General features: G+C 37.6%; 26 protein-coding genes and 1 other RNA gene. 23 read left to right on the forward strand and 4 right to left on the reverse strand.

Going from position 1 to position 24,524, the window contains the following annotated elements; genetic code table 11:
* From JOD14_RS11190 to JOD14_RS11240, 11 genes are all read left to right on the forward strand, one after another.
* The coding region (locus tag JOD14_RS11190; RefSeq protein ID WP_239576190.1) for a transposase at window positions 1-1,077 on the forward strand (1,077 nt) is incomplete at its 5' end.
* A 56-nt stretch (window positions 1,078-1,133) separates the two neighbouring features.
* Entirely contained in the window at window positions 1,134-1,712 is a 579-nt protein-coding gene (locus JOD14_RS11195) for an SbcC/MukB-like Walker B domain-containing protein (protein WP_204654881.1), read from the forward strand.
* Complete coding sequence (locus JOD14_RS11200; protein ID WP_204654882.1) at window positions 1,702-2,922, forward strand: Wadjet anti-phage system protein JetD domain-containing protein; 1,221 nt, start codon at window positions 1,702-1,704, stop codon at window positions 2,920-2,922. Before JOD14_RS11195 ends, JOD14_RS11200 begins: the two co-directional genes overlap by 11 nt.
* 281 nt (window positions 2,923-3,203) lie before the next feature.
* Window positions 3,204-4,319: an RNA-guided endonuclease InsQ/TnpB family protein gene (locus JOD14_RS11205; RefSeq protein WP_204654883.1), complete on the forward strand. Its 1,116-nt coding sequence runs from the start codon at window positions 3,204-3,206 to the stop codon at window positions 4,317-4,319.
* Between the two features lie 259 nt (window positions 4,320-4,578).
* Window positions 4,579-4,788: a hypothetical protein gene (locus JOD14_RS11210; RefSeq protein WP_204654884.1), complete on the forward strand. Its 210-nt coding sequence runs from the start codon at window positions 4,579-4,581 to the stop codon at window positions 4,786-4,788.
* Window positions 4,789-4,806: 18 nt separating this feature from the next.
* The gene (locus tag JOD14_RS11215) at window positions 4,807-5,190 is read left to right on the forward strand and encodes an HIRAN domain-containing protein (RefSeq protein ID WP_204654885.1); all 384 of its coding nucleotides are present in this window, start codon (window positions 4,807-4,809) and stop codon (window positions 5,188-5,190) included.
* 272 nt (window positions 5,191-5,462) lie between these two features.
* On the forward strand, window positions 5,463-7,037 hold the full coding sequence (locus tag JOD14_RS11220; protein ID WP_204654886.1) for an ABC transporter substrate-binding protein: 1,575 nt from the start codon (window positions 5,463-5,465) through the stop codon (window positions 7,035-7,037).
* Between the two features lie 87 nt (window positions 7,038-7,124).
* On the forward strand, window positions 7,125-8,087 hold the full coding sequence (locus tag JOD14_RS11225; RefSeq protein ID WP_204654887.1) for an ABC transporter permease: 963 nt from the start codon (window positions 7,125-7,127) through the stop codon (window positions 8,085-8,087).
* Window positions 8,084-8,917 (forward strand): ABC transporter permease, encoded by an 834-nt coding sequence (locus tag JOD14_RS11230; RefSeq protein ID WP_204654888.1) that lies wholly within the window; start codon window positions 8,084-8,086, stop codon window positions 8,915-8,917. Before JOD14_RS11225 ends, JOD14_RS11230 begins: the two co-directional genes overlap by 4 nt.
* A complete protein-coding gene (locus JOD14_RS11235) occupies window positions 8,918-9,802 on the forward strand; it encodes an ABC transporter ATP-binding protein (RefSeq protein ID WP_338031690.1) in 885 nt (294 codons plus the stop codon). It abuts the gene before it with no gap.
* Complete coding sequence (locus JOD14_RS11240; RefSeq protein ID WP_204654889.1) at window positions 9,799-10,686, forward strand: ATP-binding cassette domain-containing protein; 888 nt, start codon at window positions 9,799-9,801, stop codon at window positions 10,684-10,686. Before JOD14_RS11235 ends, JOD14_RS11240 begins: the two co-directional genes overlap by 4 nt.
* 90 nt (window positions 10,687-10,776) lie before the next feature.
* Here JOD14_RS11240 and JOD14_RS11245 read toward each other — a convergent pair whose 3' ends face one another.
* Window positions 10,777-11,487, reverse strand: coding sequence for an SWIM zinc finger family protein (locus JOD14_RS11245; RefSeq protein WP_204654890.1), 711 nt, complete (start codon window positions 11,485-11,487; stop codon window positions 10,777-10,779).
* Window positions 11,484-14,027, reverse strand: a complete 2,544-nt coding sequence (locus JOD14_RS11250; protein ID WP_204654891.1) for a DEAD/DEAH box helicase — start codon at window positions 14,025-14,027, stop codon at window positions 11,484-11,486. The genes JOD14_RS11245 and JOD14_RS11250 overlap by 4 nt, the downstream gene beginning before the upstream one ends.
* A 217-nt stretch (window positions 14,028-14,244) precedes the next feature.
* Between JOD14_RS11250 and JOD14_RS11255 the strand changes: the two genes are divergently transcribed.
* The 9 genes from JOD14_RS11255 (at window position 14,245) to JOD14_RS11295 (ending at window position 20,912) form a co-directional block, all read left to right on the forward strand.
* The gene (locus JOD14_RS11255; RefSeq protein ID WP_204654892.1) at window positions 14,245-14,961 is read left to right on the forward strand and encodes a zinc metallopeptidase; all 717 of its coding nucleotides are present in this window, start codon (window positions 14,245-14,247) and stop codon (window positions 14,959-14,961) included.
* A 474-nt stretch (window positions 14,962-15,435) separates the two neighbouring features.
* A complete protein-coding gene (locus tag JOD14_RS11260) occupies window positions 15,436-16,110 on the forward strand; it encodes a YczE/YyaS/YitT family protein (protein WP_204654893.1) in 675 nt (224 codons plus the stop codon).
* Window positions 16,111-16,180: 70 nt separating this feature from the next.
* On the forward strand, window positions 16,181-16,516 hold the full coding sequence (locus tag JOD14_RS11265) for a hypothetical protein (protein WP_204654894.1): 336 nt from the start codon (window positions 16,181-16,183) through the stop codon (window positions 16,514-16,516).
* A 74-nt stretch (window positions 16,517-16,590) separates the two neighbouring features.
* A complete protein-coding gene (tadA, locus tag JOD14_RS11270) occupies window positions 16,591-17,112 on the forward strand; it encodes a tRNA adenosine(34) deaminase TadA (protein ID WP_204654895.1) in 522 nt (173 codons plus the stop codon).
* A gap of 40 nt (window positions 17,113-17,152) precedes the next feature.
* Window positions 17,153-17,237: signal recognition particle sRNA small type (ffs, locus tag JOD14_RS11275), an RNA gene on the forward strand.
* A 201-nt stretch (window positions 17,238-17,438) separates the two neighbouring features.
* The gene (locus JOD14_RS11280) at window positions 17,439-18,824 is read left to right on the forward strand and encodes a bifunctional metallophosphatase/5'-nucleotidase (RefSeq protein ID WP_204654896.1); all 1,386 of its coding nucleotides are present in this window, start codon (window positions 17,439-17,441) and stop codon (window positions 18,822-18,824) included.
* Window positions 18,825-18,890: 66 nt separating this feature from the next.
* On the forward strand, window positions 18,891-19,514 hold the full coding sequence (locus tag JOD14_RS11285) for a YutD family protein (RefSeq protein WP_204654897.1): 624 nt from the start codon (window positions 18,891-18,893) through the stop codon (window positions 19,512-19,514).
* Window positions 19,511-20,275 (forward strand): TIGR01457 family HAD-type hydrolase, encoded by a 765-nt coding sequence (locus JOD14_RS11290; protein WP_204654898.1) that lies wholly within the window; start codon window positions 19,511-19,513, stop codon window positions 20,273-20,275. Before JOD14_RS11285 ends, JOD14_RS11290 begins: the two co-directional genes overlap by 4 nt.
* Before the next feature lies 1 nt (window position 20,276).
* Window positions 20,277-20,912 carry a TIGR01906 family membrane protein gene (locus JOD14_RS11295; RefSeq protein WP_204654899.1) on the forward strand — a complete coding sequence of 212 codons (636 nt, stop codon included), beginning with the start codon at window positions 20,277-20,279 and terminating at the stop codon, window positions 20,910-20,912.
* A 90-nt stretch (window positions 20,913-21,002) separates the two neighbouring features.
* Here the strand turns inward: JOD14_RS11295 and JOD14_RS11300 are convergent, their stop codons facing one another.
* Entirely contained in the window at window positions 21,003-21,497 is a 495-nt protein-coding gene (locus JOD14_RS11300; RefSeq protein ID WP_204654900.1) for a phosphatidylglycerophosphatase A family protein, read from the reverse strand.
* Between the two features lie 27 nt (window positions 21,498-21,524).
* Complete coding sequence (locus tag JOD14_RS11305; protein ID WP_204654901.1) at window positions 21,525-22,502, reverse strand: NAD(P)/FAD-dependent oxidoreductase; 978 nt, start codon at window positions 22,500-22,502, stop codon at window positions 21,525-21,527.
* Between the two features lie 124 nt (window positions 22,503-22,626).
* On the opposite strand from JOD14_RS11305, the gene JOD14_RS11310 reads away from it, so the two are divergent.
* The 3 genes from JOD14_RS11310 to JOD14_RS11320 all read left to right on the forward strand — a co-directional run bounded on the left by JOD14_RS11310 (window position 22,627) and on the right by JOD14_RS11320 (window position 24,191).
* Window positions 22,627-23,217 carry a peptidylprolyl isomerase gene (locus tag JOD14_RS11310; RefSeq protein WP_204654902.1) on the forward strand — a complete coding sequence of 197 codons (591 nt, stop codon included), beginning with the start codon at window positions 22,627-22,629 and terminating at the stop codon, window positions 23,215-23,217.
* A gap of 170 nt (window positions 23,218-23,387) precedes the next feature.
* Window positions 23,388-23,777, forward strand: coding sequence for a CvfD/Ygs/GSP13 family RNA-binding post-transcriptional regulator (locus JOD14_RS11315; protein WP_204654903.1), 390 nt, complete (start codon window positions 23,388-23,390; stop codon window positions 23,775-23,777).
* A gap of 48 nt (window positions 23,778-23,825) precedes the next feature.
* A complete protein-coding gene (locus tag JOD14_RS11320; RefSeq protein WP_338031691.1) occupies window positions 23,826-24,191 on the forward strand; it encodes a hypothetical protein in 366 nt (121 codons plus the stop codon).
* Window positions 24,192-24,524: the final 333 nt, after the last annotated feature.

The raw sequence follows: 24,524 nt of genomic DNA on the forward strand, positions 1-24,524 counted from the left end.
TTGGATGAAACCACTTTGATTGAAATCAACGAAAAAATAATTGCCTTCAATACACAGGCAGAAGAGGATCATCCTGACGATGATTCTAATTCGGGTACCCTCATTTTAGATGCTACTTGCGCCCCACAAAATATCAAATACCCTACAGACACGGAACTCTTGAATGATGCGCGCACCCATGCAGAATCAATCATTGATGCCATCTGTGAAGAAAATCAACTGAAGAAACCACGTGTCTATCGAAAAAAAGCACGGCAGGTTTATTTGAACGTGGTTCGTCGGAAGAAAAAAGCTAAAAAGTGGTTACGTGCGCAAATTCGTCAATTGTTAAATTTTGTCAAACGAGATATTCACGTGATTCAAGCGTTTCTTGAAAAAGGCTATATACTACCAGAAAACCATCAAATTTGGTGGGAAACGATTCAAAAAATTTACGAGCAACAACAATACATGTATGACCACCATACCCATTCCGTAGCCAATCGAATTGTTAGCTTCCATCAACCATGGCTTCGTCCCATTGTACGCGGAAAAGCAAAAGCGGCTGTTGAATTTGGGGTGAAATTTGATATGAGTATGGATAACGGCATTGCTCGTCTGGAACGCACTAGCTTTGATGCGTACAATGAATCAGAAGTGCTCGTAGGAGCGATTCGACGGTATTATGATCGTCATGGGTGTTATCCAGAAAGAGTATTGGCAGATAAAATCTATCGCAATCGACAAAATAGAGCTTACTGTAAAGTCAGAGGCATTCGCCTTTCTGGACCCGCCTTAGGACGTCCAAAGAAAAATGAACATCCTGACAAAACGATTGAATACCAAGACAACGCCGATCGAGTAGCGGTTGAACGTGGGTTCAGTCTGTTGAAACGTCGATTCGGTGCGGGACTCATTCGAACAAAACTCAAGAATACCACTCTTTCTAGTATCGCTTTGAGTGTCATATCCATGAATCTGTCAAAATTGACGGCAGATTTTTTACGCACTTTTTTCAGATATTTATTTATTATCAAGAACAGTTGTTTCCTGTTTCGAAATTCGTCGGTTTTAGAAAATTTAGCATTTGTTCAGTAGACATTATTTATTATTTTAAAATTGAACCCGAAAAAGCCTATCGAAAATACTACGACATGATTACCGATGAAATGCTAATGGACGATGGAGACTGGAATTTAATGAGTGCCGCTTTTGAAAGTAAATTTCAAAAAGAAATTGAACAACTGTTTCATATTTTGTCTGGTGAAGGCTTAGATTCACAACAAGACAAATTTAAACATATTCAACTTTTTTCTGATTATAAAACGTACCTTTCTTTTGATATGTTTGTCGTTCGAAATGGTATTCATGAACGATTGTCTAAAACCTATACAAGTAAATCAGGTGGTGAAACACAGATACCTTTATATATCGCACTACTCGCAGCGTTTGCCCAAGTGTACCGTGTGCATCATTCAAGAGGGAAAAATACAATCCGTTTAATCGTAATGGATGAAGCATTTAATAAAATTGATGGTGAAAAGATAAAACAGTGTATTCAAATGATTCGAAGTTTAGGTTTACAAGCAATTTTTTCAACACCACCAGAAAAAATTGGTGAGATTATGGAAGAAGCCGATCAAGCGCTCGTTGTTTTTCGTAAGGGAAATCAAGCAAGCGTCGAAGAATTTTCTAGTTTTAAAGAATTAGTTGGTGAAGCTGATGAGTTATAAACAACAAATTTTGACGATATTGCTCGATAAGTACGAAAAATCGCAAGCGTTTATCACGGGCACAAGTTCACGCCGTATATTGTGGTATCCGCAGAAAAATGCTATTTATTCTAATCAAGACCCCTATCAAAAACAAGCTTTTCACCGTTCGGTATTTTCTTTAAAAGAAGTAGGTGTGATTGATTATCAGTGGGAAAAATTTGAAGAGCAAAATTTAATAAAAGAAATTTGGTTAATTGTTAATCAAGAATCCTTAAAAATCGCTTATCAAACTTGTCAAAGAATACCGCTAGATCAACGACAACAAGCGATGATTACGTTACTTACAAATAAAATGTCTCAAGTAAAAACAGCTTGGATTTACGAACTTTATTCTAATATTTTAGAAGAAGCCCAAAAAAAAGGCCGGAAATGGCGTTTTGAATATACACAAACCGAAATTACAGCTCTTTGCGAGGTGCTAAAAGTACTAGACGGCATAACAGAGACTTCAATTAGTAGGCGTCTTTTAAGTACGCAAGTTTTTTCAGATAGTAAATATTTCGAACAAAACTGTCAACAACTGTTATTGAGCCTTACCAAAAGATACGTATTTGATTGGGAATCATTCGACTTAACAGAAAATGAAAAACTTCAAGTGTTAGGGATTCATTCTTCACCTGAAATTATTTATTTCACTGGGCCAATTTGGATGATATTTAAAAATCAAAGCAAAGTAGATTGGAGCGGATTTACAAAGGGAGCGTATATTGGGGCCGATTCAATTGCTGAAATTGTTGAAATAAAAGGTTCTATTTCCAAGTTAATAACTATCGAAAATTTAACCAATTACTATTGGTATATTCGTCAACAACAAGAACCAGGTGTTTTGGTATTTTATAGTGGTGGCTTTTTAACAAGAAGTCAAGAAGCCTTTTTACGGAAACTCCCTCTTGCAAACGTAAAAAAACAAGTACATTGGGGAGATATTGATTTAGGCGGTTTTCGAATTTTAGTTCAAATTCAAAAAATATTACCGCAAATAAAACCTCATGCGATGGATATTGGAACTTTTGATAAATACGAAAACGCTCGTAAAGAAATCAGCCAAGAATACCTAAAAAAAGTGGAGCAATTAATTACTCAAGAAGCTTTTAAACCTTATCAAGCAGTGTTAAAGCGAATCATAGCAACAAAACAAATTCTAGAGCAAGAGTCGCAGTTGTGGTGAGGGGGTAGTAAGGAGGTGTGGCTGGATGAGGAGTGAGATTATCTTAAAAGAACGGATAAGCTTTGATTTAGAAGTATTAAAAAAATATTTTCTAGCTTTCATCTAAACCCGACAAGGATACGCCCACTTCAATCGTGTGCAGGGCGAAGCCCAACGATAAGTGGGTGAGGAATGGTCGTCAGCTACGAACATAGCTGAAATGCCTTTTTCTAACATAAAGTATTTAATTTCACTAGGATATATATATAGTATAATAACATTAGTGAAAGGTGGTGAAGTGAATGTCTACCGTTACGGCAAAAATACAAGTTTACGTTTCGAGTCTCCAAGCGGAAAATCTAAAGGCCACAACGGACGCTTACCGTGAGGCGTGCAATTGGCTGTCGAAACATGTTTTTGAGACAAAAGACCTGAATCAAGCAAGTTTAAACAAGCGCTATTACGCTGATTTGAGACGTCTGTTTGAGCTAAAAAGCCAGATGGCACAATCGGTAATGAAAACCGTTATCGCGCGTTATAAATCAGCGCAATCGAACGGACACAACTGGTCTTTCATTGTGTTTAAACTTCCTGAATACGACCTCGTTTGGAATCGGGATTATTCTCTGACGCAAAATCAATTTAGCGTAAACACGTTAGCGGGTCGCCTTAAATTGAATTACGAACGTACCGCCATGAAAAAATACTTTAATGGGACGTGGAAATTCGGCACGGCAAAATTAGTGTACAAATATCAAAAATGGTTTTTGCACATACCGATGACAAAAGAGTTTCCAGAACTGAACGACATCGATGTAAAGAATATTGTTGGTATTGATTTAGGTATTAATTTTCTAGCGACGACGTATGACAGTCAAGGAAAGACCACGTTCTACAATGGTAACGTGGTTAAACATAAACGCGGGCAATTTAAAGCCGTTCGTAAACAATTACAATTGCGTCAAACATCCTCTGCTCGTAAAAAATTAAAACAAATCGGCTCAAGAGAAAACCGTTATGTCGCTGATGTGAACCATCAGATTACAAAGGCACTCGTTGATAAATACCCGAAAGGGACGCTGTTTGTTTTAGAAGATTTAACGGGTGTTCGTTCGGCGACTGAAAAAGTACGCGTGAAAAACCGCTATGTTTCTGTCTCCTGGGCGTTCTACCAATTCCGTCAATGTTTGGAATATAAAGCAAAACTGAACGGACAAAAGGTAATTGCGGTCGATCCTAGATACACGTCTCAAACGTGTCCGAAATGTGGACATATTGAAAAAGCAAATCGCAATAAAAAACGACACCTGTTTAAGTGTAAGAATTGCCAGTACGAATCAAATGACGACCGTATTGCAGCGATGAACTTACACCGCAAAGGAATTGAACATATCGGTGTTGTTACCACAAGAGTATAACTCTTGTGGTAGGGGCGAAGTCAACCGTCCTTATATTCCACCATACGAAGGTAGGAGGTCTAAACAACCGTTCGCACTACTGGGTAGGAATAAGTGTAATGGTTATCTGTAAGGGCAGAAACCCTGTCGAATTTAGATAGACACAAGCCCCCACTTCAAACGGTTACGTTAAGTGGTGGGTCGTTGACGTTGCCAATTTAATGCGTGATTCTAATGGAAAATATCATTTTCCTATGAGCAAAATGAGTCAGATAAAGGCTTGCAAGAAGCGATAAAACATGGGTATCATCCGCATCCAACTTTCCCTGATTTAACCAAAGAGTATATTTCAGATAAATTATTCAGTACATTTACCCGACGTATTCCAAGTTTGAGACGAAAAGACTATGCCGCTAGTTTTGAAGAGTTGGGCATTTCAAATAGTAGCACGGATTTTGAGGTGTTAACGATAACAGGTGGCGTGTTATAATCGGATTCTTATGAATTTGTGGAGCCAATTATTTTAGAGAATGAAAATACTTATGATTTGAATTTTTACCTAAGAGGATGGCGCCATTATCAATTAGATTCGGCAGCGAAAATTGACTCAGACGATGCCCTGATTTTGCAGTTGGACCTCGATAACCCATATGATAAAAACGCGGTTCGAGTCCTAAAAAATGAAGAAACGATTGGTTATATTCCGTCTTTTTATTCGAAATTTGTAAGAACTATTTTAGAGGAAAACCTACTTTTTGATTTGAAATACCGTTACCATGAAAATGCCCCCTCTCACTACAAAGTCAAATTATCTTTATCTGGAGTAGCGAGTCCGACTTTAGTGGATCAATTAAAAATGTCAAAGATGGTTAAGACTGACACCCAGTCTTAATGCACAGCAAACGCCTTTTATACGGGTCAACTACAGTCCCGTATAAAAGGCGTTTTTTCGCTTGCTTGCTTGTTCGTTTTCATTCCTTGATATTCAGTAAAAAATAGTAACGTTCTATCTATTGATTTTTTTTATACTTCTCCCAATTCGTTGACAGACAGATTCGCAGTGGGTATTCTATTAAAAACTAATGAAAATAAAATTGATTTTTTCATTTTTATTTCAAGCAAGTTTAATTTTATCGGCAAAAGTGAAAAAGGGGGAAAATAAAAATGAAAAATAAAAGAAAGAGTTTACTCTTTAGTTTCGTCTTAGGGGGTCTTTTACTAGGTGCTTGTGGAGGAAATGGACAAACCAATGAGAGCACCACGATTCAAGCGCCGGAACAAAAAGAGTCGTTTACTTATGCGATTAGTGGCGATCCGTCTTCCACAAACCCAATTAATACAAGTGATTGTTGGGGGTTGACGATGAATAACATTATTTACTCCCCGTTAGTGGCTGTTGAAACCGATGGGACGGAAAAAAATGTTTTAGCAAAAGAAATTATTCCGGCAGACGATGGTTTGTCTGTGACCGTGAAGTTACGAGAAGATGTGAAGTGGTCGGATGGTGAAGATTTCACCGCAGAAGATGTGGTCTTTACTTATGAACAAAAGGTTAAAAAGGAAAACGGCAATGCAGACCAACTTTGGGTAGGCGATGAGCCAATTACGGTTGAACCAGTGGATGATTACACGGTGAAATTTGTGTTACCGTCGGCGAGTGCAGCAGCGTTACAAAATATTGTGACGGAAACTTTTATTATTCCCCAACATGTTTTTAAAGACGTGGCTGATTTTTCGGTAAATGAATTGCCGGTTGATCCGGTTGGAACAGGCCCTTACAAATTAAAAGAGTACAAACGTGGTGAGTATTTAGCTTTTGAAGCCAATGATTTGTATTTCTTAGGAGCACCAAGTATTCCATCGATTACGCTACGAATTATTGAAAATGCGGATACTGCTAAAGTTGCTTTACAAAAAGGCGAAGTTGATGCGGCTGTTGTGTTGCCATCAGACATTGCTGATTTGGATGAGAGTCAAATAACGGTTTATCCTTATTCTGAAAATCGGGTGGGTTATTTAGGTTTAAATACGAAATCAGAAGCATTAACCGATGAAAAAGTTCGCCAAGCAGTCCTTTTTGCTTTAAATAAAGAGGAGTTAAACCAAGCGGCTTACTTGGATGAAAAATACTATGATACCCCGTATTCATTCTTGCCACCAAATAATCCTTTTGCAACAGAAGCGGTTGAAAAATATGAAACGAATATTGCTAAAGCACAAGAATTATTGCAAGAAGCGGGTGTAACGGATTTAAAATTAAACATCGCTTTTTCAGCAACGGATCCGGCACAAACCGTACAAGCGACTTTGATTCAGCAACAATTGCAACAAGCGGGTATCACTGTTTCTCTTGAAGGGGGCGATTCGACAGCGATTTACACGGAGTTGCGTAAAGCGGGTTCGACCAAGTATAACTTGTTCTTAGGCGGTTACATTATGGGCAATGATCCTGATTTATATGGCGCGCTGTTTCGTACAAATGGAAGTGCGAACTACTTCCAAACTGAAAATGCGGTCACTGATGCGCTTTTTGCTGAAGGAGCCGTTGAATTAGACGCAACAAAACGCCAAGCAATCTACGATGAATTGCAACAAGAAATTGCTAAAGATGCTCGGATTTATCCGATTGTGGATAACAAAAAAATCTTGGCGGTGAATAAGCGGATTGGCAATGTCGAAGAAGCGAATTTAATTCCGATTTATACTTTTGAAGATTTATCAAAATTAACGATTCAATAAAACAAAAGAGTTGCTCCCTTGCGTGAACTTATTCGCAAGGGAGCGATGCGTTTTAAAAAAAAGCATTTATGAAAGGAGTCAGAGATTTTGGCCCGTTATATTTTTATCCGAATCTTACAAGCGATCCCGTTATTGCTAGTTATTTCTTTGATTGTTTTTTCATTAATTCACGTGGCTCCTTATGATGTCATTGATTCATTAACGACTCCGAATATGTCACAAGCTCAAATTGATTTATTAAGAGAGCGTTATGGGCTAAACGAACCTTTTTTTGTGCAATACCTTGTTTGGTTAAAAAATATTTTTAAAGGGGATTTTGGTTATTCGCTTGTTTCGCAAAAAAGTATCGCTGAAGAGTTGGCGGTGCGAATTCCCAATACCGTTCGTCTTGTCTTGCCAGCTTATTTAACGGCTTTATTTTTAGCGATTACTTTAGGTTTAGTTGCCGCAGCCAATAAAGGTAAGTTTTTTGACCGTTTGATTGACGGGATTGCGTCGGTTGGGATTGCGGTACCGACGTTTTGGTTTGCGATGATTTTAATTTATTTTTTTGGTTATAAACTTAATTGGTTTTCAATTATTGGGATGCACACCGTCGGAAAAGAAGGCGATTTAAGTGATTACCTCTCTCATTTTGTTTTACCGTACGTTACGTTAACGATTGCTTTTTTCCCTGATTTAACGCGCTACATTCGAGCGTCGGCGATGGAACAAGTTTCTAAAGATTATGTGATGGTGCAAAAAGCCTTCCAAGCAACGAAAGGTCAGATCTTTTTCCATCATGTCAGTCGCAATGTCTTGATTCCAGTAGTGACTCAAATCGGTCTTGCTTTGCCCATGTTAGTCACAGGCGCAATTATTACAGAATCGATTTTTGGTTGGCCAGGTGTCGGTCCATACTTAACGAGCGCAACAAAGAGTTTAGATTATCCGGTAATTATGGCTGTTATGTTGCTTTCAGCGACGTTAGTCATTTTAGGCAATTTATTATCGGATGTTTTATATTCGGTGGTTGACCCTAGAATTCGAAAAGGAGGAAAAAAAGCATGAAGCAGTTAAAAAAGGTTGCAGGTGTTGTTTTCTCCTCACCAGTTTATGCTTTTTCGGTTCTTTTTTTAATCGTATTAGTGGTTCTCTCCCTTGCAGCACCCTGGTTTTCGTTAGATCCTAATGCAACCAACGTGCGTAACATGTCACAGCCACCAAGTTTCGCACATTGGTTTGGGACGGATGAAGTTGGGCGCGACTATTTTATTCGGGTCGTTTATGGTGGCCGGGTGTCTTTACTAGTCGGGCTTTTAGCGATGTTGACAGCGACAAGTATTGGTACGGTTGTCGGTCTAGTTTCTGGTTATTTTGGTGGCTGGGTGGATAACGTTTTAATGCGTATTTTAGATGTTTTATCAGCGATTCCTTGGTTAGTTTTAGTGATTGTGTTAAGTGTTTTTTTAAAACCAGGGTTAACGACGATTATTATTGTCATTGGCTGTTTTTCTTGGATGAGTATTGCTCGTTTAATTCGTGGAGAAACGTTATCCGCAAAAGAACGGGAGTATGTCTTGTATGCGCAATTTATCGGTCAACCGACGAGAAAAATTTTGTTTAAGCATATTTTTCCAGCTGTTTTACCGACGTTAATTGTCGCAGCTTCTGCAAGTATTTCAGGAGCGATTATGACTGAATCGGCGTTAAGCTTTCTAGGAATGGGGATTCAACAACCAATGGCTTCTTGGGGAAGTCTTTTGCAAAACGCTCAAAGTAGTCTGCAAAGAGCACCCTATATGGCGATTTTGCCAGGTTTATTTGTCGTTTTTACGGTGTATTCCTTTAACAATTTAGGTGATTTAATTAAAGCAATTTTGCAAAGGGAGGGCGAGTAGGTGACGGATTATTTACTAGAAGTCCAAGGATTAACGACTCTTTTACAAACAAAAAAAGTAACTCAAACGATTGTCAATGAGGTCGATTTAATGATTCCGCGTGGGCAAGTAGTCGGGATTGTAGGAGAATCGGGTAGCGGAAAAAGCATAACTATGAAAAGTTTAATGAATCTTTTACCGGATCAGATGACGGCTTCTTTTTCCTCGTTTATTTTTAATGGCCAAAAATTAGAAAAAGCGAAAAAATTGCCAATTGCGATGATTTTTCAAGATCCAATGACGTCTTTAAATCCTTTACGGACGATTGGTTACCATTTAATCGAAGTGATTCAGCGAAAACAAAAGCTTTCAAAAAAAGCTGCCCAAAAATTGGCCATTTTAGAGTTAGAAAAAGTAGGTATCCCACTTGCTCAAACGCGTATACGGCAATACCCACACGAACTTTCAGGAGGGATGCGGCAAAGAGTAATGATTGCGATGGCACTTTTAGCACAACCACAATTGTTAATTGCCGATGAACCAACGACTGCTTTAGATGTCACGATTCAAGCCCAAATTTTGGCTTTGATTCAAAATCTACAACAAAGTGAAAATTTATCCGTTATTTTAGTGACCCATGATTTAGGCATTGTCGCAGGGATGTGTGACTTGTTAAAAGTGATGTACCAAGGTCGGATAGTGGAAGAAGGTACTGTGGAAGAAATCTTTTACGACGCGCGTCATCCATACACTAAACAATTGCTAGAAGCTGCCCATTTAGGTGAAAAAGAAAATCCGGGTGTCTTGTTTGATTACCAAGTCAATTTAGCGGATTCTTTGGTTAAGCAAACATTTTCTGACACACATCATGTCTGGGTTAATCAAGAGGAGGCGCATCTGATATGAACCAAGTCCTTATCGAAGTAAAAGAGGCGACAAAAGTCTTTTCCTCTCGTAACTGGCGAGGACAAAGCAGTGATCTTCGAGCGGTGAACCAAGTCTCTTTGGCGATTCATGAAGGCGAAACACTCGGATTAGTCGGAGAATCAGGAAGTGGGAAAACAACATTAGGTCGCATGATTTTAAGTTTAGAATCGTTGACAACGGGCGAAGTCTTTTTTAAGGGGCAAGCATTGAACAACTTATCAAAAGAAGCCCAAAAATCAATCAAGCAACAAGTGCAAATTATTTTCCAAGATCCTTATTCTGCCTTGAACCCACAAATGAGCGCACTTGAACTAGTGATGGAGCCATTATTTCGAGAACCAAAAAATCAGGCGAAAGAAAAGGCACAAAAAATCTTAGCCCGTGTCGGTATTACCGGTGAAGCGATTCATAAGTTGCCACAACATTTTAGTGGTGGACAAAGGCAACGGATTGGGATTGCCCGTGCGGTGGTGAGCCAACCGTCCTTTATTTTGTGTGATGAACCGACTTCTGCTTTAGACGCCTCGATACAAGCCCAAATTATGCAACTGCTAATCTCTTTACAAAAAGAATTTGGCTTATCGTACTTATTTATTTCCCATGATTTATCAGTGATTCGCCATATTTCAGATCGAATTGCCGTGATGTATCAAGGCAATTTAGTCGAGGTGGCTCCAACAAGCGCTTTGTTTGAAAATCCGCAACATGATTACACAAAAAAATTATTAGCTGCGGCCCCAATTGCCGACCCGCGCTTAGCGAAAGCTGCTATGAAAAACCGCGATTTTGATCAAAAAATCGTCTTGTCAGAAAGTTTTGAGTGGCAAGAAGTGGCGCCGGAGCATTTTGTGCGGGTGGGGTGAGTGTTCGTAATGATTTGAATAATCAAAAAAAATGAAATATATTAAAAAACGACTTGAAACTATTGATTTCAAGTCGTTTTTTTTCGCAAGCTATAACCCAAACTCTGACACAATCGCATCATCTTCAATGATGCGATTGGATGTTGCTGACTGCGCATTTTTCAGCAAGCTCGCCATTTTTTCTGCGACGGATTTTTTGATCAGTGCATTGGTATCGATGCCGCGTAACTCAAAGAGCAACAGTGGGTCTAAATCAAGTTTCGCCCCCACGGCATATAAGATAGCAGATACGTGTTTGCACATGGCCGCCCAGTCAGGGCAAGTACATCCTAATTGAATTTCGTTAATATTGGGGAAAAGCCCGTTTTCTTTTGTTAAAAAAGCTTCGGCTAAAGTTTTCGGAAATTGGCCTTGGCTTAGTTCTTCTAAGCTATCAAAGTGACCGCCAATTTGTTCAATCAGTCGGTTATCTGTAATTGGATCAATGATAATGGTTACTTGATAAATTTTATTGCCACTGCCATTGACCACCCCTTTGATTTGGCCTTTTGTAATATGAAGGTCAAAAACAAAGCCATTTTTTATATAGGAGCGTCCACGGCCAATTCGATTGTCATAATCGGCGTAGTATTTTAAGTTGTCACACCAGGCTTTGCCCCAAAAAGAATGGGCAATTTTAGAACCGGTTAGCGTAATCGGTTGTGCATTGGGGTGCTTTTTTAAATATGTTTGTTGTTTTTTACGCGCTTTGGCTTGTTTTTCAGCCGCACTCACGTAAGCAGGGAAGCCACCATAACTCATCGGTCATCCACCTCCAAAGTAAAGAGTTGTTTCAGTTCGGTATTACTCATTTCCGTCAGCCAAGTTTCACCAGTTGTTTCACTAATTAAGTCGCTCGATAGTTGTGTTTTTTCAGCAAGGAGTTCATCAATTTTTTCTTCAATCGTTCCACTGGTCACAAATTTATAAACAAAGACATCTTTGCGTTGGCCGATTCGAAACGCCCGATCGGTTGCTTGATTTTCAATGGCTGGATTCCACCAACGGTCAAAATGAATGACGTGATTGGCAGCAGTTAAGTTTAAACCAACGCCGCCTGCTTTAATTGAAAGGACCATATAAGGCGTGTAAGTATTTGGGTCGTTAAATTGTTCGACGAGTTCCCCGCGTTTTTTGGTCGGGATACTTCCATGTAAGACGAGTCCAGGTTGCCCAAAAATGGTTGCTAAATAGTCATTTAAAGGCTCACACATCTCTTTGAATTGAGTGAAAATAAGGACTTGTTCATGTTTGTCGCGAATGGTTGCGCAAATTTCGCCAAGTGTCTCAAATTTTCCACTAAAACTTGGCTTGAAGACTTCGTTGCCTAAATATTGATCTGGGTGGTTACAAATTTGTTTGAATTTTGAAATGGCCGCCAAGACCAGACCTTTGCGTTGGATACCATCACTATTTTCAAGTGCTTTTTCGATTTCTTTTTGGACGCCTTTATACAGCGCGATTTGTTTTTTTGTTAACGTGATGTATTCTTTTTGTTCATTTTTATCTGGTAAATCAGAAATAATTCGAGTGTCTGTTTTGAGACGACGGAGTAAAAATGGCGAAATCATACGACGGATTGCTTGATAGTCGGCCCCGTTTTTTATTTGATTGGCAAATTCTTTTTTTGTACCTAATAAGCCCTGATTTAAAAAGTCAAACACACTCCATAAATCAGACAAGCGGTTTTCGATTGGTGTTCCGGTCATGGCAATGCGAGCATACGCATTTAATTCTTTAATGCTTTTTGTTTGTTTTGTTCCGGGATTTTTAATCGCTTGTGCTTCATCTAAAATAAGTAAATCAAATGTTTTTTCTTTGAGGGCTGGGATTTTACTAACCATACCGTAAGTCGTAATATACAAATCAATGGTTTCGTCGCTTAAATCAATTTCTTTGCCATGTAATACTTTGTAGTTCAAACTCGGTGCAAACGTGCTCGTTTCTTTCTTCCAATTGGCAATTAAAGAAGCAGGGATGACGAGTAGTGTTTGGGTTTTTTGCTCTTTTAAAGAATCAAGTAAGGCTAGAATTTGAATCGTTTTTCCAAGTCCCATATCGTCGGCTAATAAGGCGCCAAATGGTTGGTTTTGCATAAATTTTAGCCAATTATAACCAGTTTGTTGATAAGGTCGCAAGGTCGCTTGAAACGTTTCCGGTGGTAATTCTTGCTTGATGGCACTTGGCGTTAACATCTGCGCCAACATTTCTTCTAGCCAGTCGCCATTACTAATTTCAATTTCGGTATTTTGGGCATTTTTTTGTGTCTGTTGCTCTTGGCGAAGTGCTTCAAAAAGTGACCATTGACTGGCATCTTGTTCTTCAAAAGTTGTCAATAAACTTTGTAATTTTTCGTGGTTAATTTCAATCCATTTTCCTTTTAAAAAAGCTAACCCTTCACTTTGTTGCAACAAGGCTTCAATTTCAGCCTTTGAAAAAGCTTCATCGCCTAAATAAATCTCTGGTCGACCAGCAAGCAAGGCATCGAGTCCAACGATACTTGGTTTTTTCTCGCCAATCGTGACTTGAATCCGTTGCTTTTGCGCTTTTTTCCAAAAATTCGGAATGCGACAAATGACGCCGTTTGCTTCATATAAGGGGATTTCAGTTAAAAATTGATACGCTTCTTCTTCGTTAAATCGTAAGGGTGAAAATAGTTCCCCGGATTCAATTAATTGAGAGATAAAGACGGATTGATTGGCTACTCGTCCAACAGCCGCGAGTAAAGCTAACATGTCTTTGGTTTCTTTGAATTCTTGCAAAGCATTTTTTAAAGGTAGATGACTCACTTTACCTTGTTCGCCAGTCGCGTAAGTCGCTAGAAAAGCAAAAGGTGAGTCACTATTTTTTCGTTCAATTAAATGAAAGTAAACGCGACCGGCAATCAAAAGGTGTTCGTTTTTCATTTGGATGTATTCAGCGACGGTTCCTTTGAAATTTTGTAGTTCTTCGATAAAAATTTGATTGAGTGCTTGGTGAATTTGTTTCATCCAAGCAATCGTTACAAATTCCCAACCAATGACAAAGGGCACTTCATTGACGAGCGATTGGTAATCGGTCTCTTCTAAAGAGGCCAAAGCGCGTGTCACTTCTAATTCACCATCATTTTTTAAGTTCTCTGCAAAACGTTTCGTTAAATGAAGCAAGTAAAGAATGGATGGGTCCATGTCTGTCCTATCATTATCGACTTGAAAAATTTCCTCGTATAATGTTTGATAAGGCTGCTTTTTTAACTTTTGTTCAAATTCAGTCGAGGCTTCTTCAAGATAAAAGCCTTCTTTCGTATAAATTGCTTGAGCCATCATCGGAGCATTCCTTTCTATCGCGATTAATTGCCTAAAACGTAGCATTTTATAAGGCGGCTTGTCAATCGCTTTCTGTGATTTGGAGTAATGGTTGTAAGTGTAAAAGGAAACGAAGAATTTACGCTAAACTCATTTACAAATAATTTATGGAAACTTCCTTCTTTTTTCACATTCAAAAAGCTATAATAAAGGAAAATAAAAGGAGTGAAGAAAAATGTTATACGGTTACGGGATGTTTTATGATCCAACCTTTCTATTCGTCATTATTGGAATGGTTATTTCAATGGGCGCTTCGGCTTACGTGAAATCGACCTTTCACAAATATGACCAAATTAAAAGTAAAAATCAGGTAACAGGTACCCAAGCAGCCGAATATATTTTACAAAGTCAACGTATTCATAATGTGGGGGTACAAGGAATTGCGGGTGACTTAACGGATAATTATAATTCACAAACAAAAATGTTAAGTTTATCTCAAGCGACCGCTCAATCAATTTCAGTTGCTGCTATCGGAGTTGCGGCGCATGAATGTGGGCATGCGGTACAAGATGCGGTCGGTTATGCTCCTTTAAAAATTCGGGCATCGCTTGTTCCGGTTGCAAATATCGGGTCTTCTTTGTCGATTCCGCTCATTTTAATTGGTGCTTTAATTAGCGGAAGCAGTGGCGCGTTTTTAGTTAATTTAGGTTTATTGGCTTTTTCAATGGCTTTTTTATTTCAAATCGTGACTCTTCCTGTTGAGTTCAATGCCTCAAAACGCGCATTGCAAATTTTAAGTGAGGGTGGTTTGTTGACGAAAGAAGAAGTACCCATGGCTAGACGCGTCTTATTTGCAGCCGCATTAACGTATGTTGCAGCAGCCGTGGCGACTTTATTACAACTGGTTCGTTTAATTATTTTGTTTGGAAATAATAATCGACGCAATAACTAATTCCTTTTAATCGAAAATAATATAGAAACGAATAAATAGTCCGGCGTTAAGTTCGGTCTGTTTATTCGTTTTTTTGACTAAATAATGTCTACTGAATAAATAAAAAACATTGAAATAGCAGTGTTTTACCTCGATATTTATATAATAAGTGCAAGTTTTTTAACGGTAGAACACGGAAAACCGTGCGCTTTTATCAATATTCGAGGCTTCTAATATGTAACCCACAATTTATTTTTACAGATTTTGATTAACCTGTGAATTTAAAAAATAAACCCTGAAGATCGTTGGATTAAAAAAGCGGATCGTATTCCTTGGGCAGAGCTAGAAAAGGAATATGCTAAAAAATTCCCTAATAAAAAGGGCGTTAATTCATGTTTTCTGGAAAAATTAAAGAAAACCACTTGATTTTCTGAAACAAATAAGGCAATATTTCAATGTTATGAAAAAGATATATAGAGGAAAGTTGGTTTAAGCATGAATTTGAAAGAAACTGGAATTCGCTCGCTGTTTGCATTTTTTGGTGTAGCGATCCTGGCATTTGGTGTTGCTGTTTTACGTGCAGGAGAAGTCGGAATTGATCCTTTTACAAGTGCCAATCTGGCTACGGCACAGCTGTTAGGCTTAACGTTAGGGGTCTATCAATTAGGGTTAAATGTTATAATTTTAATGTTTGTTTTCTTTTTTGCTAAAAAATATATCGGTATGGGCACCGTAATTAATATGGTTTTAACGGGTTTTTTTATTGATTTTTATAGCTCGATTCTTCAAAAATTGGGAGTGTCCGCTCAGGGAATGATGCAACAACTAGTGTTCTTAGTGGTCGGTCTATTGATTTTTACTTTTGGTGCCTCTTTTTACATGGCTGCTGCTGTAGGTCAAGCGCCATATGATGCGTTGACGCCAATCATGGTTGAACGACTTGGTTTAAAGTATCGTAATGCTCGAATTATTCAAGACACTTCTTTTTTAGTTTTAAGTTTAATCTTGGGTGGTCCGATTGGGGTCGGTACATTTGCGATTGCCTTTTTAATGGGGCCTTTTATTCAATTGTGGGACGAACAAGTTTCTCAACCAGTTGTAAAACGTGTCATTCAGTTTTTTTTGATCGAAAAAAAAGGCCGTCGCTTTTCGCCAAATATTCTTAAATAAAGCTCTGAGTATATTTATTTTATCACTCGTGTTAAAATAGAGTTAGATAAAAAAAGGAGCTGAAGTTCTTATGAAAACATCAACAAAAGTAACTGTGGGATTAAGTTTGACCGCGATTGCTGGTATTGCGACAACTGTTATTGTTTCAGATTTGGTGATTAACAAAGTACTCCAATTATCCAATCGTCGAAAAGTAAAGAATTTTGTAAAAGTGAAATTTAAAGGCAATGACACCTTGCTAGATCTCATTGATCATTTGGATGACAAAGAAATTGCGGCGATTATCCGAGCAGGCAAAAAGTTAAACGATAGTCGAGAAAAAGTGGCGCATTACGGTGAAAATATCAAGGATGCAACACTTTCAACCAAAGACAAAGTACTTGAAATGCTCGATGCTTATTTATAAAAAAGAGGATAAACAAGATCAAGTAAAGACACTTACTTTGATCTTGTTTTTTTACGGAAGTTTGGAGGATTTAATTGGAAAAACAAAGTACGCTCACGATGGATGAGAAAGAATTTTTTATGCTTGAAGCGATTAAAGAAGCAAAAAAAGCACAAGAAAAAATGGAAGTGCCGATTGGGGCAGTGGTTGTTTTGAATAAACAAATTATCGGTCGCGGTCATAATTTACGCGAAACGACGCAAGATGCCACGGCACACGCCGAGATGTTAGCGATTCAAGAGGCCTGTAAAAATTTAGGTAGTTTTCGTTTAGAAGATACACAATTATTTGTAACATTAGAACCTTGTCCGATGTGTAGTGGTGCGATTTTATTGTCACGAATTGAGGAAGTTTACTTTGGTGCTTATGATCCAAAAGGTGGAACAGCAGGGAGTTTACTAAATTTATTAGAAGACCAACGATTTAATCATTGGTGTTACTTAGAATCAAAAATTAGACAAGAAGAATGCGGGCAATTGCTTTCAAATTTCTTCAAAAAAATTCGCGAAAACAAAAAAAATGCTAAAAAAATGAAAGAAAATCACAAAAAAGACTAGTATCTCAAAGATAAATGAGTTATACTATATTTTGCCGCAAGGCTAGGACAATGAGGACGTTGTGAAGCGTGTCAGATCTGGAAGGAAGCAGCACTAAGCAGCGGTTCTCATGTGTCTGAATGAAACCCTATAGCACTAGTAGTTGCAGCGTTCTTGAAACTCAAATAATTGCTTAGTGGGGCAAAAGAGGAACAATAATAATTAAATATAAATTAAATCGAAGCCTGGGAAGTTCATTCCTGGGTTTTTTTACATTTTTGCTATCTTTTAGGTTTTTTGTTTCTAGAAAATCGGTATAATAAAAAAAGAAAGTGATGGTGGCATAAATGGAAAAAATCCGTATTATTCATACCAATGATTTGCATTCTCATTTTGAAAATTGGCCGAAAATTCGTCGTTTTATAAAAGAACGTCAAAAAACATCTGCAGAAGAAAGTGTCGTAACCGTTGATCTAGGTGATTTTGCAGATCGTTGGCACCCGTTAACGGAAGCAACAGACGGACAAGGAAACGTTGCGATCATGAATCAAGTCCATTATGATGTTGCAACGATTGGGAATAACGAAGGAACAGGCAATGCTAAAGCGCAACTTGATCACTTATACGAAGCAGCTGATTTCGATGTGATTGTTGCCAATTTATTTGATAAAGAAGCGTTGCGGCCGCCAAAATGGGCACAACCCTATAAGATTCTCACGAGTAAGCAAGGAACGAAAATCGGGTTGATTGCGTTGACTGCTTATTTTCCTTTAACCTATTCACCGAATGGTTGGGATATTCGACCGTGGCAAGAAATTTTACCAGAACTTGTCCAACGTTTAAGAAAAAACGTCGATGTCTTAATTTTATTGAGCCATCTCGGTGTTGAAGAAGATGTTTTAATTGCAAAAGAATTACCCGCTATCGATGTCATTATTGGCTCGCATACTCATCATTTATTTGAATATGGAGAAGAGGTCAATGGGGTGTTATTAGCAGCTGCAGGGAAATTTGGTTTGTATGCCGGCGAAGTTGAACTAAAGTTATCCAATCAAAAAAAAGTGTACCATAAAGTAGCTCGAACTTACCCAACGCAAAAAATGTTAGCTTACCCTGAAGACGCTGCTGAAGTGAAAGGGTATTGGAAAAAGGGAGAGGAACTGTTAGAAAATCAAAAGGTTGCGTACTTGTCATATTCGCTAACCAATGAGCATTGGCAAGCCCGTTCTTTGATGGATGAAACTTTAAAGGCGCTAACTTTTCGAGGGAATACGGAAGCAGCGGTTTTAAGTACTGGGTTATTTTTGGACGCACTAGAAGAAGGTATCGTCACACAACGTCACTTACATCAAATTTTGCCCCATCCAATGCATCTAATTCGCGTGACGTTGTCGGGGGAAGATTTGTTACGCTTTGTATTAGAAGTCGAGAAAAATCGAGCTTTTTTAAGAAGATACCCAATTGTAGGCATGGGTTTTCGTGGGAAAATATTTGGCGAAGTTGTTTACCGAGGCATTCAATATGACGCGACGAATCGTCAAGTGCTTTGGAAGGGGCAAAAAATCAAAGACCAACAGATGTACACGATCACAACGGTGGATCATTTTATGTTTGTTCCTTTTTTTCCAACAATTGAATTGGCAGGCAAAGTTGAATTTTTGTTTCCTGAGTTTATTCGTGGCGTGCTTGGGCAATATTTAGAATATAAGTATCAATTCCCTAAAAGAGACTAAAATGAAAGAAAGATTGCTACCAAAGCTCTTTCAAAAAAGGTATAATGAAAAATAGGTGGTGAAAAAATGAGCGAAGAAAAAGCAAATATGACGGAAGAATTAACGGCCGTTCTTGAAGAAATTGTTGAGGGAAACGGCACGCCAAATCCGGTTAAAGGAGAAGCCACAACTCAGTTAAATGAGACGGATTTTTTAATTGGGGCAAGACAATACCAACTAGTGGCAAATCATCGAGAGGCTTTTCAATTAGATAAATTAGGCGAGCGCTACAGTGAAGTTCTCGCTCGTTATGATTACATCGTTGGCGATTGGGGCTATGATCAGTTACGCTTAAAAGGTTTTTTTGAGGCAAGCAATAAAAAAGCGTTACCTGAACAAAAGATTGACACGCTAGAAGATTATTTATATGAATATTGTAATTTTGGTTGTGCGTATTTTGTGATTAAACGAGTTGGTGGAAAACGCGAAAAAACGGTTCATCGTAAACGCAAACCAAAAGCAGAAGAGCAACAAGCTCATATAAGTGAACAAAAACAACCAATTAAAAATCACAAGCCTCGACCTAAACCAAAAGACAAGGTCAGTGCAAAAGAAAGAACAGCAAAAGAAAAGAACCAAAAAGAAAAAAATAATACGAATAAAAATGAAAAAAATAAAGGATTTACTATTCGAAAGCGAGAAAATAAATGAATTACAAAGGGTATTTAATTGATTTAGATGGTACGATTTATTTGGGGAAAGAACCTATCCCAGCAGGAAAGCGATTTGTTGAAAAACTACAAAACAAACAAATTCCTTTTTTATTTGTCACGAATAATACGACTAAAACACCGGAGTCGGTTGCTAAACGTTTAAAAGATGAATTTGATATCCATGTGACAAAAAATGAGGTTTATACAGCGACTTTAGCGACAATCGATTATATGAAAGAAATGGGCAAGGGAACCAAATTTTTTGCCATTGGTGAAGAAGGGTTAATTCAATTAATTCTTCAAGCGGGTTTTGAATGGGATGAGGTTACGCCTGATTATGTTGTTGTTGGGTTAGACTCACAAGTCACTTATGAAAAATTCACACAAGCAACGTTAGCAATTCAAAAAGGTGCTCATTTTATCGGTACGAACCCGGATAAAAATATTCCAACTGAAAGAGGATTATTGCCTGGAGCAGGCTCTTTGATTGCGATGCTAGAAACTTCTACGCAACAACAAGCCGTTTACATAGGAAAGCCAGAAGCGATTATTATGGAAAAAGCGCTTGAAAAAATCAACTTGCCTCGCTCAGAAGTCCTAATGGTTGGTGATAACTATGAGACGGATATCCAATCAGGTATTAAAAATGGCATCGATTCTCTTTTAGTTTTATCAGGTTTTACACCAAAAGAAGCCGTGCCTAATTTACCTCAAGCGCCAACTTATGTTTTAGATAGTTTAGACGAGTGGGATGTTTAAGATGATTGGAACTAAAAGTAAAGGAATTGAAAAAATAGGTTTTCTCTCTTTATTTTTAACTTTGATTAGCGGTGCGATTTCTCTGACGATTCACTTCACTCCTTTATATCGTTTTAGTATTCAACGTTATGACTTAGTCGCCGTGTCTGGATTATCGCAAGCAAAGTTATTAGAAAACTACCGATTATTGTTGCAGTTTTTGAATTATCCGTGGAACAATGAGCTGAAGTTACCAGATTTTCCCATGTCGGCTGCGGGGTTAGGTCACTTTTATGATGTGAAGCAACTATTTTTATTTAATTACTTCATACTCTTTGTCACGCTAGTTCCAACGCTTTACTTTCTTTATTATTTATGGAAAAAACAGCAATTATGGCGTTTAGTGCGTCCTTTTCAATGGGGGATTCTTGCACCAGTTATTTTTTTGTTTCTAATGTTGATTGGTTTTGATACTTTTTTTGTCACTTTTCACCAATTATTCTTTCGTAATGATGACTGGTTGTTTAATCCGATAACAGATCCAATTATTACTGTGCTACCAGCGCAATTTTTTATGTTATGTTTTGTCCTTTTCTTTTTAGTTTTGGAAGGTCTTTTTTATGCCATGCTACGAATTGGGAAAAAAAGCGTCAAGTAAATTAGAAAAGAAATCTTTAGCAAAAAAACTCGAGTGAACCGTTAGTCGTTTGGAAAAACGAAAATAGGTAACTCGAGTTTTTTTATTTATTTAATTACGATCGGCGTTTGAGTGGGCTAAACGACTAGCCGCAGCTGCAGCAATCGCGCCAACGATGTCATCTAAGAAGGTATGGACTCGATTTGCTTCGTGAGCATTGAGTTTTTTTAAAATACCAGGTTTTACTTTGTCAATATAGCCATAGTTTGTAAAGCCGATTGACCCATAAACGTTGACAATTGATAAGGCAAGTATTTCATCAATGCCATACAACCCTTCATCTTCTGCAATAATTTGTTGAAGCGGCTGCAGTAATTGGTCTTCTTCGGCTAAGATATCTAATTGGATGCCTGTTAAAATCGTATTATGGACTTCACGTTTCGATAAAACAGCATTGACACTATCAATACATTCTTCTAAGGACAAATCAGAAATATAATCTTTTTGTAAAAACATGACCAAATCAGCAATGTCGACAATTGAAACACCACGGTCACCAAGTAATTGTCGCGCTTTTTCTTCTAAAGATTTTGTTTCAAAAAACATGTGGTTTCCCTCCTATTATCAGTTATTTTAATGATCAAATAAGCTCGTACTATGAGCTGGTTGCGTACGGTTCTTTGGGTTAATGTAATGAAGAGCGTTGTTTACCGCAGTCGGTGCTTCACCAAATCCTGTAGCAATTAATTTAACTTTGCCGTCATACTGGACAATATCGCCACAGCCATAAACCCCTTCAAGCGAAGTTCGCATATCTGATTGAACAAAGATTCCTTGACGATTACTATGAATCCCCCAATCTTTTAAATTTAATGAAGAAGAAAATCCATAATTTACAATTAAATGATCAACAGCTAAATTGACTTGTTCTTCTCCTTTGACTTCTTCCAGTTGGATGGTTTCTAATTTTCGTTCTCCAGCAACGTCTTTAATTAAATAAGGTGTTAATAGATTCACAGAAGAATTTTTTAGTTGTGTCACACTATGTTCGTGTGCACGAAATTCTTGGCGGCGGTGAATGATGGAAACTTCTTTGGCAATGGGTTCAATCATTAAAGCCCAATCAATAGCAGAGTCTCCTCCGCCGGCAATGGCTACTTTCTTCCCCGCATATTTCATTAAATCATTAACGTAATAGTCAATTCCTGCTCCTTCGAATTGCTCAGCGTTTTCCAAATTTAATTTTCGTGGTTGGAAAGAGCCATTTCCTAAAGCTAAAATAACCGCACGAGAGTAGTGTGTTCGTAGATTCGTTGTAATTTCAATTAAATCGTCTTGTCGCTCAATTTTAAGTACTTCTTCTTCTAAACAATATCTTTGATTGAAAGTAGTGATTTGTTTTTCTAGATTTTGGACTAAATCACCTGCTTTAATTTTAGGGTAGCCAGGAATGTCATAAATATACTTTTCTGGATATAAAGTAGCTAGCTGTCCCCCTAATTGTGGTAAGGAATCGATAATTTTTGTTTTTGCTTGACGCATCCCTGCATAAAAAGCTGCAAACATCCCAACAGGGCCAGCCCCAACAATTGTAATATCATATATGTCCATGGATAGATCTCCTTTATTGTCTTTATTGTATTTTGATTATAGCAGAATATGCTTAAAATTAAAGTGTAGCAATTTGCACGGTTTTTCGCTATGATATGAATAGAAAATAAAGGAGGAGATTTCAGTGTCTCAATTACCACAGTTAGATTTAACAAACCAAACAGGTCCTAAAGCGACCATAAAAACAAATCGTGGAGAAATTGTTATTCAATTATTTCCTGAACAAGCACCTAAAACAGTTGGAAATTTTATTGGATTAGCTAAAAAAGCTTATTATGATGGCGTGATTTTCCATCGCGTAATTCCAGATTTTATGATTCAAGGAGGCGACCCAACTGGTACAGGTATGGGTGGCGAAAGTTTTTACGGTGGGAAATTTGAAGATGAATTCTCAAAAGAGTTGTTTAACTTACGTGGTGCACTTTCAATGGCAAATGCTGGACCAAATACAAATGGTAGTCAATTTTTCATTGTAAATAACCAAAACGTTCCAGCAAATATGGTTAGTCAAATGGCAAGTGCAGGCTACCCTGAAGAAATTATTGAAGCTTACCGCCAAGGTGGCACACCATGGTTAGATTTTCGTCATAGTGTTTTTGGCCAAGTAATTGAAGGGATGGACGTTGTTGATGAAATCGCTAATGTCCAAAGAGGCCCACAAGATCGTCCAGTTCATGACGTCGTTATCGAAACAATTGAAATTACGGAAGACTAGGAAAAACAACGCAAAGAATCGCTCTTTCTTTGCGTTGTTTTTATTTTAAGGGCAGAAAAACAACTAAACAATTTTTAGTAAATGTAAAAAATGAGAAGTGATTCAGAAATAAAGCTTCATTTTCTCTTTCTTTGCTAGTATAATGAAAATTAATGAAAAGAGGGGATGGCATGGAATGTAAAATTGGCGAGGTTCTTGAAGGCGTCGTTACAGGTATTCAGCCTTATGGTGCATTTATTTCTTTAGGCGATGACTTGCAAGGCTTGATTCATGTTTCTGAAATACAATCAGGATATACAAAAAATATTCAAGATGTACTGCAAATTGGTGAAAAAATTCAAGTTCAAGTCATTGATATTGATGAATACAGTCAAAAGATTAGTTTGTCGAAAAGAACGTTAGAACCGCAATTTAGCCTTTCGACTCCTCGGAAAAAAAGATATTTTACAAATAAATACAAAAAGATTGGTTTTTTAACTTTGAATGAGGCGTTACCAAACTGGATTCAAGAAACGATGGATTTACTTTTGAGGGAAAATAGAAAGAATCATTCTTTATAAAGTAAGTTTCGTTGCATTGAACCAGTTAAATTAATTGATGAGGTGAGCGTGTTGAACAACAAAAAAGTAGCTGGAACGGTTATTTTGCACTTGGAAGATGGCGGGAAAAAGTTCTTATTGAAAAAAAGTGAAGAGGGATTGAAATTTTCTTCTTCGAGTTTATCTGAAGAGCAAACAGGGCTGGCTTGTGTATTGAATACATTAAAAGAACAAGTGAACCTAGATATTACAACCATTCATTTAGTTGAATTAACCAGCGGCTATGAAAATGACAATAAAATTCCTTTGTTTGTTTTTGAAATGAAAGAAACGGATGCATTTGCTCAGTTGCCGAATGATTTTTATTGGGAAGAGCCTAAAGCTTTTTTAAAAGTGATTCAAGATTTTAAAATAGAAGGTATGCCTTTTTTCTAGTGTTTTAATCGATAGTGTAATAATAGTCTAATGTCTTTTTTGTTTAAAGAAAGAGACATTAGACTATTTTTAAATTTTATTTAAAAATACTGTTGACAAATATGAGTGACCTTTGTTAAGATAAATGAGTTGCTGATAGCAAAGCGAAATTTTTTTAAAAAACTTTTTTGAAAAAGTCTTGACGTTTGATATTTAAACTGATATGATATAAAAGTTGCTAACGCGACGAAATGAAATCTAAGTAGACCTTTGAAAACTGAACAAAGCAAGCAAACGAACCAAATGTGTAGGACTTCTATTTTAATATAGAAGCAAACATACAAAGCAAGCAAA

Origin of the sequence: Enterococcus lemanii (assembly GCF_016909125.1) — a bacterium.
Taxonomy (GTDB): Bacteria; Bacillota; Bacilli; order Lactobacillales; family Enterococcaceae; genus Enterococcus_I; species Enterococcus_I lemanii.

Bases quoted from the DNA above. Each gene is read 5' to 3' on its own strand.
- JOD14_RS11280 (WP_204654896.1), top strand. From the start codon at position 17,439: ATGGAAAAAATCCGTATTATTCATACCAATGATTTGCATTCTCATTTT.
- JOD14_RS11285 (WP_204654897.1), top strand. From the start codon at position 18,891: ATGAGCGAAGAAAAAGCAAATATGACGGAAGAATTAACGGCCGTTCTT.
- JOD14_RS11265 (WP_204654894.1), top strand. From the start codon at position 16,181: ATGAAAACATCAACAAAAGTAACTGTGGGATTAAGTTTGACCGCGATT.
- JOD14_RS11305 (WP_204654901.1), bottom strand. From the start codon at position 22,502: ATGGACATATATGATATTACAATTGTTGGGGCTGGCCCTGTTGGGATG.
- JOD14_RS11255 (WP_204654892.1), top strand. From the start codon at position 14,245: ATGTTATACGGTTACGGGATGTTTTATGATCCAACCTTTCTATTCGTC.
- JOD14_RS11220 (WP_204654886.1), top strand. From the start codon at position 5,463: ATGAAAAATAAAAGAAAGAGTTTACTCTTTAGTTTCGTCTTAGGGGGT.
- JOD14_RS11260 (WP_204654893.1), top strand. From the start codon at position 15,436: ATGAATTTGAAAGAAACTGGAATTCGCTCGCTGTTTGCATTTTTTGGT.
- JOD14_RS11315 (WP_204654903.1), top strand. From the start codon at position 23,388: ATGGAATGTAAAATTGGCGAGGTTCTTGAAGGCGTCGTTACAGGTATT.
- JOD14_RS11295 (WP_204654899.1), top strand. From the start codon at position 20,277: ATGATTGGAACTAAAAGTAAAGGAATTGAAAAAATAGGTTTTCTCTCT.
- JOD14_RS11300 (WP_204654900.1), bottom strand. From the start codon at position 21,497: ATGTTTTTTGAAACAAAATCTTTAGAAGAAAAAGCGCGACAATTACTT.
- JOD14_RS11205 (WP_204654883.1), top strand. From the start codon at position 3,204: ATGTCTACCGTTACGGCAAAAATACAAGTTTACGTTTCGAGTCTCCAA.
- JOD14_RS11290 (WP_204654898.1), top strand. From the start codon at position 19,511: ATGAATTACAAAGGGTATTTAATTGATTTAGATGGTACGATTTATTTG.
- JOD14_RS11195 (WP_204654881.1), top strand. From the start codon at position 1,134: ATGATTACCGATGAAATGCTAATGGACGATGGAGACTGGAATTTAATG.
- JOD14_RS11230 (WP_204654888.1), top strand. From the start codon at position 8,084: ATGAAGCAGTTAAAAAAGGTTGCAGGTGTTGTTTTCTCCTCACCAGTT.
- JOD14_RS11245 (WP_204654890.1), bottom strand. From the start codon at position 11,487: ATGAGTTATGGTGGCTTCCCTGCTTACGTGAGTGCGGCTGAAAAACAA.
- JOD14_RS11250 (WP_204654891.1), bottom strand. From the start codon at position 14,027: ATGGCTCAAGCAATTTATACGAAAGAAGGCTTTTATCTTGAAGAAGCC.
- JOD14_RS11240 (WP_204654889.1), top strand. From the start codon at position 9,799: ATGAACCAAGTCCTTATCGAAGTAAAAGAGGCGACAAAAGTCTTTTCC.
- JOD14_RS11200 (WP_204654882.1), top strand. From the start codon at position 1,702: ATGAGTTATAAACAACAAATTTTGACGATATTGCTCGATAAGTACGAA.